Genomic DNA, 7,790 nt, shown 5'->3' with positions numbered 1-7,790 from the left:
GAAAACACGATCGGCGTCCGCAATCCCGGTACGCCGCCGGCCTCGATCTTCAGGCCGCGGGCTTCGATCTGCGGTTCGGCGAGGGCCTCGGCGACGGTGTTGATCGGGCCGCCCGGAACGCCCGCCGTTTCCAGCGCGGCGATGATCTCCGCGCGGGTCCGGCGGGCGATGGCGGGGCCGAGGAGGGCGGTCAGCCGCTCGCGGTTTTCCACCCGGGCCGGATTGGTGGCGAAGGCCGGATCGGCGGCGAGCGCGCCGAGATCGAGAACCCGGCAGAGGCTCGCGAACTGCCGGTCGTTGCCGCAGGCGACGATGACGTGGCCGTCGTTGGCGGCAAACACCTGATAGGGCACGATGTTCGGATGGGCGTTGCCCATGCGGCGGGGCGACGTGCCGGAGACGAGGGCATTCATCGCCTGGTTGGCCAGCGCCGCGACGCCGCAGTCGAGGAGGGCGAGGTCGACGTGCTGGCCGAGGCCGGATCGCTGGCGCTCGATGATCGCCGCCTCGATGGCGATGGTCCCGTAGAGCCCGGTGAGGATGTCGATCCAGGCGACGCCGATCTTCTGCGGCTCGCCCTCCGGGTCCCCGGTCAGGTCCATGATCCCGCACATCCCCTGGATCAGGAAGTCGTAGCCGGGGCGGGACGCCTCCGGCCCGCTCTGGCCGAAACCGGTGATCGAGGCATAGACGAGGCGGGGGTTGCGGGCGACGAGGCTCTCGTAGTCGAGGCCGAAGCGCTTCAGCCCGCCGACCTTGAAGTTTTCGACCAGGATGTCGGCGTCGTCGATCAGCGCCTTCAGCGCTTCGAGCTGCGCCGGATCCTTGAAGTCGCAGACGAAGCTGCGCTTGCCCCGGTTGGCGGCGTGGAAATAGGCGGCCGTCGGCCGCGCCTCGCCGTCGCGCTGGATGAAGGGCGGCCCCCAGGTCCGGGTGTCGTCGCCCTCCGGCGCCTCGACCTTGATCACCTCGGCGCCGAGATCGGCCAGCGTCTGGCCGATCCAGGGACCGGCCAGGATGCGGGCGAGCTCGACGACCTTGAGGCCCTTCAGCGGCGCATCCGCCATCAGAAGAACGCCTGCAGCCCGGTGATCGCCCGGCCGAGGATTAGGGCGTGGACGTCGTGGGTGCCCTCGTAGGTGTTGACCGTCTCGAGATTGATCATGTGGCGCATGACCGGGAATTCCTCGGAAATGCCGTTGCCGCCGTGCATGTCGCGGGCCATCCGGGCGATGTCGAGCGCCTTGCCGCAATTGTTGCGCTTGACCAGCGAGATCATCTCCGGCGCGGCATTCGCCTCGTCCATCAGGCGGCCGACGCGGAGCGAGGCCTGCAGGCCGAGGGCGATCTCGGTCTCCATCTCGGCGAGCTTTTTCTGGAAGAGCTGGGTCTGGGCGATCGGCCTGTCGAACTGCTTGCGGTCGAGACCGTACTGCCGCGCGGCGTGGAAGCAGGCCTCGGCGGCGCCCATCACCCCCCAGGAAATGCCGTAGCGCGCACGGTTCAGGCAGCCGAACGGGCCCTTCAGCCCCTCGACGTTCGGCAACAGCGCATCTTCCGAAACCTCGACGCCGTCGAGCACGATCTCACCGGTGACGCTGGCGCGAAGAGACAGCTTGCCGGCGATCTTCGGCGCCGAGAGGCCCTTCATGCCCTTTTCCAGCACGAAGCCCTTGATCTTCCCGCCATGGGACTCGGATTTCGCCCAGACGACGAAAACGTCGGCGATCGGCGAATTGGAGATCCACATCTTCGAGCCGTTGAGGACGTAGCCGCCCTCGATCTTCCTGGCGACGGTCTTCATGCCGCCGGGGTCGGAGCCGGCGTCGGGCTCGGTGAGGCCGAAGCAGCCGATGAATTCGCCGCTCGCGAGCTTCGGCAGGTAGCGCTTGCGCTGCTCCTCGGTGCCATAGGCGTAGATCGGATACATGACGAGGGACGACTGCACCGACATCATCGAGCGATAGCCGCTGTCGATGCGCTCGATTTCCCGGGCGACGAGGCCGTAGGCGACGTAGGAGGCGCCGATGCCGCCATACTCCTCGGGGACGGTGACGCCGAGGAGCCCCATCTCGCCCATCGCCGGGAAGATCGAGGGATCGATCGTCTCCTCGCGGGCCGCCACCGTGACGGCGGGGGCGAGGCGGCTTTCGGCGAAGTTGCGCGCCGCGTCGGCGAGCATGCGCTCGTCCTCGGAAAGCTGGGCGGAAAGGCGGAACGGATCCGCCCAGTCGAACCGGCCGAGATCGGGGGCGTCCTTCGGCTTCAGGGCCATGAGAATTCTCCAGAATGTCCGTGCAGTCGGCCGCCGTGATAGCACCGGCGGGCGAGGGGCTTCAAACGAATTGGACTTGCAAAGTCATGAGGAACGCTCATGAAGTCGAAGGGCAGGGCGCGTCGCATCGGCCCGGTCGTCCCCAACCTCCGCCGCCCGCATTGCCGAAGAGGACCGCCAGCGTCACAGGCCGTCCATCACCGCCGCGATCGTCGCGATCTCCGCCACCGGCTTCAGTCCGGCGATCGCCTCGTCGTGGATCTTCGGCGAGAACGCCGCGCAGCCGTCCTCGAGCACGGTGACGCCGAGGTCGCGGACATGGGCCTCGCGCACCGTCGAGGCGACGCCGCCATTGGTGACGATGCCGCCGACCGTCAGATGCTCGATGCCGGATTTCCGCAGCACCCATTCGAGCCGCGACATGTAGAAGGCGGAGAACGCCACCTTTTCCACGGCAATGTCGGCGGGGGCGAGGTCGTCGACGAGCTGCTGGCCCCAGCCGCCGGGCGAAAAGTCGCCCTTGCCGATGAAGGGCCTGAGGGCTCTGAGATGCGGCGAGACGATCGGTTCGCCGCCGCGGCCCGGCGAAAGCGTGAAGAGCGTCGCGACGACGAGCCCGCCCTTTGCCCGGAACGCGTCGGCCAGCGGCTTCAGCCGCGCGGGGAGGGCGGCGATCGCCGCGCTCTTTGCGCCGCCCCGCGCATAGGCACCGTCCGGATGGATGAAGTCGTTCTGGAGATCGACCAGGAGGAGGGCGCGCGTCTCCATGGCAGGAAGCTCGGTCATGACGTCTCCTTCGTCGCTCGCCGTTCCAGGATGAGATTGCCGAAGCCGTCGACGCTTGCCGCAAGGTCCGGATCGACGACGGTGGTGGCGTCGCCCTGTTCGAGGATCGCCGGCCCCTCGATCGTCGCGCCGACCGGCAGAGCGAGGCGGTCGTAGACGGCGGTCTCGTGCCATGCGCCGTCGAACCAGACGGGCCGGCCATCGCGCCGGGCGGCCTCGACGGTGGAGCAGGCCTCGGGCGCCAGCGCCTCGAGGTCGAAACGCGGGCGGCGGCCGATCGCGGCGGTCCGCAGATTGACGATCCTGGCGTCGATGTCGCCGAGAAGCCGGCTGAACGTCTTGCGATAGGCCGTCTCGAAGGCTGTCTTCACATGACCCGCCGTCAGCCCCTCGGCGGCTTCGCCCGGCAGCGGCACGGCGATGGTGTGGGTCTGGCCGAGATAATGCATGTCGAGCTCGAACAGGACGTCGACGCGCTCGGTCGAAAGCCCCGCGGCGTCGACCACCGCCTTCGCTTCCGCCGCCTCCTCGCGCATGCGGGCGCCGAGCGCTGCCGCGTCGAGGCTGGAGAGCAACAGGTTGACCGTCTGCACCTGGTCGTGGCGGACGTCGGCGATGACGCAGCCGAGCGCCGAGGTGACGCCAGGAAAGCGCGGCACCAGAGCGGCCTTCAGGCCGACGTCCTTGATCAGCGCGCCGGCATGCAGCGCCCCGCCGCCGCCGAAGGGCACGGCGGCGAAGTCGGCCGGGTCGTGGCCCCGTTCGATCGAGACGAGGCGGATGGCACCGGCCATCTTGCCGTCGGCGATCCGGACGATCGCCTCGGCCGCCTCCATCACCCCGAGGCCCAGCGGCTCGGCGACGCGTCTGGCGATCGCCGCTTTCGCGGCCTCGACGTCGAGGCTCCGGCCCTTGCCGCCGATCGGCCTGGCGGCGTTGATCCGGCCGAGGACGACGTTGGCATCTGTCAATGTCGGGCGGTCGTTGCCCTGGCCGTAGCAGACGGGCCCCGGCCGCGAGCCGGCGCTTTCCGGGCCGACCTGCAGGAGACCGCCGGCGTCGACATGGGCGATCGAGCCGCCGCCGGCGCCGATCGTCGAGATCTCGATCATCGGGGTGCGGATGACGAGACCGAAGTCGATGGTGGTCTGGGCGGCGAGCGCCGTCTTGCCCTCGGCGACCAGCGAGACGTCGAAGGAGGTGCCGCCGAGATCGCCGGTGATGACGTTCGGAAAACCCGCCGCCTCGGCGATCGCCGCCGCAGCGATGACGCCGGCGGCGGGGCCCGACAGCGCCGTGCGCACCGGTAAGCGCCGCGCCGTCTCGGTCGACATCACGCCGCCGTTCGACTGGACGATGTGGAACTTGCCGGTAAAACCCTCGTCCTTCAGCGCCGCGTCGAGCTTGCCGAGATAGCCGCCGACGACGGGCTGGAGATAGGCGTTGAGCACCGTCGTCGAAGTCCGCTCGAACTCGCGGATCTCGGGCAGGATCTGGCTCGATGCGGTGACGTCGCCATTCGGCCAGACGGATTTCGCAGCTTCGAGCGCCTTGAGTTCGTTTTCGGGGTTGGCATAGGCGTTGACGAAGACGATCGCGAGGGCCTCGGCGCCCATGGAAAGCAGCCGATCGGCGACCCGGGCCACCTCGCCGGGATCGACGGTCTCGCGGATCGTGCCGTCGGCGAGAACCCGCTCGGCGACCTCCAGCCGGAAGTCGCGGTCGACGACGGGCACGAAGTCGCCCCACAGGCCCCAGGTGTTGCGGCGGTCCCGCCGACGCATTTCGAGGACGTCGCGAAAGCCCTTCGTGGTGATCAGCCCGACCCTCGCGCCCTTGCGTTCGAGCAGCGCATTCGTGCCGACGGTGGTGCCGTGGACGACGGAGGAGAGGTCCGACAGGGCGCCGAAGGCGGAGAGCCCCTCGATGAAGCCGACCGCCTCGTCGCCGCGATTGGACGAGACCTTGGCGGTGCGGAAGGTGCCGGCGCCTTCGTCGTAATGGAAGAGATCGGTGAAGGTGCCGCCGACGTCGACGCCGACGATCCGGCCGAGGGTTTTCTTGCCGTCGTCGCTCATGCTTCGGCTCCCGCGCCCTGACCGTGTCTGAGATCGGCGGTCGCCGCGTCGTCGACCGTGCCGTCCTCGCGCAGGGCGACGCCATAGTCCCGCCGGGCCGCCTCGCGGCCGACATAGCCGAGCCGGACGTCCCGGGCGACGCGCGCCGGCGGTCGGCCCTTCGGATCGCGCCAGCCGCCGCCGCCGGGCGTTTCGAGCCGCAGGCGCTTGCCCGCCTTCACCTTCACGTCGGTGACCTTGGAGACCATCGGCGGCGACAGCGTCTCCTCGCCGACCTGCCAGGAGAAGCGGTTGAGCGCCGCTTCCATCCCGCCCGAAACGCCGAAGGGCGCGGCCTTGCCCCGCTCGCCGAGAAGGGCGACGTCCGCGTCTCGCAGCATCTCGATCTCGTAGACTGCGCCGAGGCCGCCGCGATGAACGCCCGCACCGGCCGAATCCGGTCTGAGCGCCCACTCCGTGAACATCACCGGATAGGCGGCTTCGAGGATTTCCAGCGGCGGGATGGTCGCCGTCGAGATCGGGTTGTTGGCGTGGTTGAGCCCGTCGCTCTCGGGATTGCCGCCCATGCCGCCGCCGAAGAAGGAGAACATCACGAAGCGGCTGGCATCGGCCCGGTTGCCAGCGATCGACAGGGCGTTGATCGTGCCGAAGGGGGCGGCCGTCGCGCGGGCCGGATCGGCCTTCGCCAGCGCGCCGAGCATGACGCCGATCAGCCGCAGGATCGTCTCGGTGTAACCCGCCATCGGCTTCGGCGCGCTCGCCGCCAGCAGCGTCGTCTCGGGAATGACGAAGCGGATCGGCCTGAGGCAGCCGGCATTGGCCGGAACCGCCGTGAAGATGTGCTTCAAGGCGACGTAGCAGGCGGCGACCGTCGTCGCATAGGAGATGTTGATCGGCCCCATGGCCGGCGGCGAGGAGCGCGAGAAATCGAGCGTCATCGCCTCGCCCTCGATCGTCGCGTCGAGGGCGACGGTGAGCGTCTCGTCGACGATGCCGTCATTGTCGAGCACGTCCTCGAAGGAATAGCGGCCATCGGGGAGCGAGGCGATCGCCGCGCGCATCAGCGCCTCGGCCCGGTCGGAAAAGGCGTCGAGAGCCGCGGAGACGACCGCCTCGCCATACTGGTCGAGGAGGGCGGCGAAGCGCTTCTCGCCGAGATCGAGGGCGTTCAGCTGGCCGTTGAGATCGCCCCAGTTGGAGCCGGGCACGCGGGAGTTCGCCGCGAGGATGTCGACGATGTCCTGGTTCAGAACGCCGGCAGTGAACAGCTTGACCGGTGGCAGGCGCATGCCTTCCTGGAAGCTCTCGACGGCTTTCGGATTGTAGCCGCCGGCGACGTTGCCGCCGATGTCGAGCCAGTGGCCGACCGAGGCGAGCCAGGCGAAGAGTTGGCCGTTCCGGAACACCGGCCGCACGAGGCGGAAGTCGTTGAGATGGGTGCCGCCGCAATAGGGATCGTTGAAGAGGAAGGTGTCGCCCGGCTGAAGCCCGCCCTCGCGCTCCACCTTCTCGATCACCGCCTTCACGGCGAAGCTCATGGCGCCGACGAAGATCGGCAGGCCGCTGGTGCCCTGCACGAGCGTGTCGCCGGTCGTCGCGTGATAGAGGCCGTGGCAGGCGTCCTTGGCCTCGGCGATGATCGGATTGAAGGCCGAGCGGCAGAGCGTCGCGTCCATCTCGTCGGCGATCTGCTCCAGCCGGCCCTTGAGGACGGCGAGGGTGACGGGATCGATGGCGGTCATTTCGCGTCTCCCGCCGGGTCTTCGTAGCGCGCGCCGAGGGCGAGCAGCTCCGGCGTGCCGATGACGGCGTTGAGCTGGTCGAAGTCGAACATGCGGTCGCGGAACGGCTTGTTGGTGCGATGTTCGTGCAACGAGCGGTAATAGTCCTGCGCCGCGCGGGCGAGGGCGCGGACGATGCCGCCGGGAAAGATCACCAGCCGGAAGCCCAGCGCCCCCAGATCGTCGGCGCTCCGCAGGGGCGTCGCGCCGCCCTCGACCATGTTGGCGAGAAGCGGCAGGTGCGACGAGAAGCGCGCGGCGACCGCCGACAGTTCCCCTTCGGAGCGCGGCGCCTCGACGAAGAGGACGTCGGCGCCCGCATCGGCATAGCGCTCGGCCCGCTCGATCGCCGCGTCGAAGCCTTCGACGGCGATGGCGTCGGTCCGCGCGACGATCAGCGTTTCCTCGCTCGCCCGCGCATCGACCGCGGCCTTGATCTTGCCGACCATCTCGCCCGCCGGGATCAGCTTCTTGCCGGCAAGGTGGCCGCAACGCTTCGGCAGGCTCTGGTCCTCGATCTGCAGGGCGCTGGCCCCGGCCCGTTCGTAAAGGCGCACCGTGCGCTGGACGTTCAGCGCGTTGCCGTGGCCGTTGTCGGCGTCGACGATCATCGGGGTGTCGACGCGGTCGCGGATGAGGCCGATGGTCTCGGCCATCTCGGTCATGGTGGCGAGGCCGATGTCGGATCGCCCGAGGCGGGTATAGGCGACGGCGGCGCCGGACAGATACACCGCCTCGAAGCCGGCTTCGGTGGCGATGAGGGCGGTCAGCGGATCGTAAACGCCGGGGGCGACGACGACGCCGTCCCGGGACAGTCTCGCTTTGAGCGTCATCAGAGCGTTTCCTTGCATTTCATGCCGGCAAATCGAT

At 69.1% G+C, this 7,790-nt stretch carries 6 protein-coding genes; all 6 read right to left on the bottom strand.

Translation table 11 applies throughout. The features are described from left to right. On the bottom strand, positions 1-1,067 hold a 1,067-nt coding region (locus LZD57_RS21875), incomplete at its 3' end, for a CaiB/BaiF CoA transferase family protein (protein WP_233721715.1). After that, complete coding sequence (locus LZD57_RS21870; protein WP_233721714.1) at positions 1,067-2,275, bottom strand: acyl-CoA dehydrogenase; 1,209 nt, start codon at positions 2,273-2,275, stop codon at positions 1,067-1,069. The genes LZD57_RS21875 and LZD57_RS21870, both read right to left, overlap by 1 nt. A gap of 183 nt (positions 2,276-2,458) precedes the next feature. Continuing rightward, positions 2,459-3,061, bottom strand: coding sequence for a cysteine hydrolase family protein (locus LZD57_RS21865; protein WP_233721713.1), 603 nt, complete (start codon positions 3,059-3,061; stop codon positions 2,459-2,461). Next, positions 3,058-5,139 (bottom strand): hydantoinase/oxoprolinase family protein, encoded by a 2,082-nt coding sequence (locus LZD57_RS21860; RefSeq protein WP_233721712.1) that lies wholly within the window; start codon positions 5,137-5,139, stop codon positions 3,058-3,060. The genes LZD57_RS21865 and LZD57_RS21860 overlap by 4 nt, the downstream gene beginning before the upstream one ends. Then, positions 5,136-6,881, bottom strand: a complete 1,746-nt coding sequence (locus LZD57_RS21855; protein ID WP_233721711.1) for a hydantoinase B/oxoprolinase family protein — start codon at positions 6,879-6,881, stop codon at positions 5,136-5,138. Before LZD57_RS21855 ends, LZD57_RS21860 begins: the two co-directional genes overlap by 4 nt. Then, entirely contained in the window at positions 6,878-7,753 is an 876-nt protein-coding gene (locus LZD57_RS21850) for an isocitrate lyase/PEP mutase family protein (protein WP_233721710.1), read from the bottom strand. Before LZD57_RS21850 ends, LZD57_RS21855 begins: the two co-directional genes overlap by 4 nt. Positions 7,754-7,790 lie beyond the last annotated feature (37 nt).

It is taken from the genome of Jiella avicenniae, assembly GCF_021390325.1.
Taxonomy (GTDB): Bacteria; Pseudomonadota; Alphaproteobacteria; order Rhizobiales; family Rhizobiaceae; genus Jiella; species Jiella avicenniae.
The sequence above is the reverse complement of the archived record's forward strand: the minus strand, read 5'-3'. Positions and strand labels throughout refer to the sequence as shown.

Excerpts from the sequence above, each read along its gene's own strand:
- LZD57_RS21860 (WP_233721712.1), bottom strand. The coding sequence starts at position 5,139 with ATGAGCGACGACGGCAAGAAAACCCTCGGCCGGATCGTCGGCGTCGAC.
- LZD57_RS21865 (WP_233721713.1), bottom strand. The coding sequence starts at position 3,061 with ATGACCGAGCTTCCTGCCATGGAGACGCGCGCCCTCCTCCTGGTCGAT.
- LZD57_RS21855 (WP_233721711.1), bottom strand. The coding sequence starts at position 6,881 with ATGACCGCCATCGATCCCGTCACCCTCGCCGTCCTCAAGGGCCGGCTG.
- LZD57_RS21850 (WP_233721710.1), bottom strand. The coding sequence starts at position 7,753 with ATGACGCTCAAAGCGAGACTGTCCCGGGACGGCGTCGTCGTCGCCCCC.
- LZD57_RS21870 (WP_233721714.1), bottom strand. The coding sequence starts at position 2,275 with ATGGCCCTGAAGCCGAAGGACGCCCCCGATCTCGGCCGGTTCGACTGG.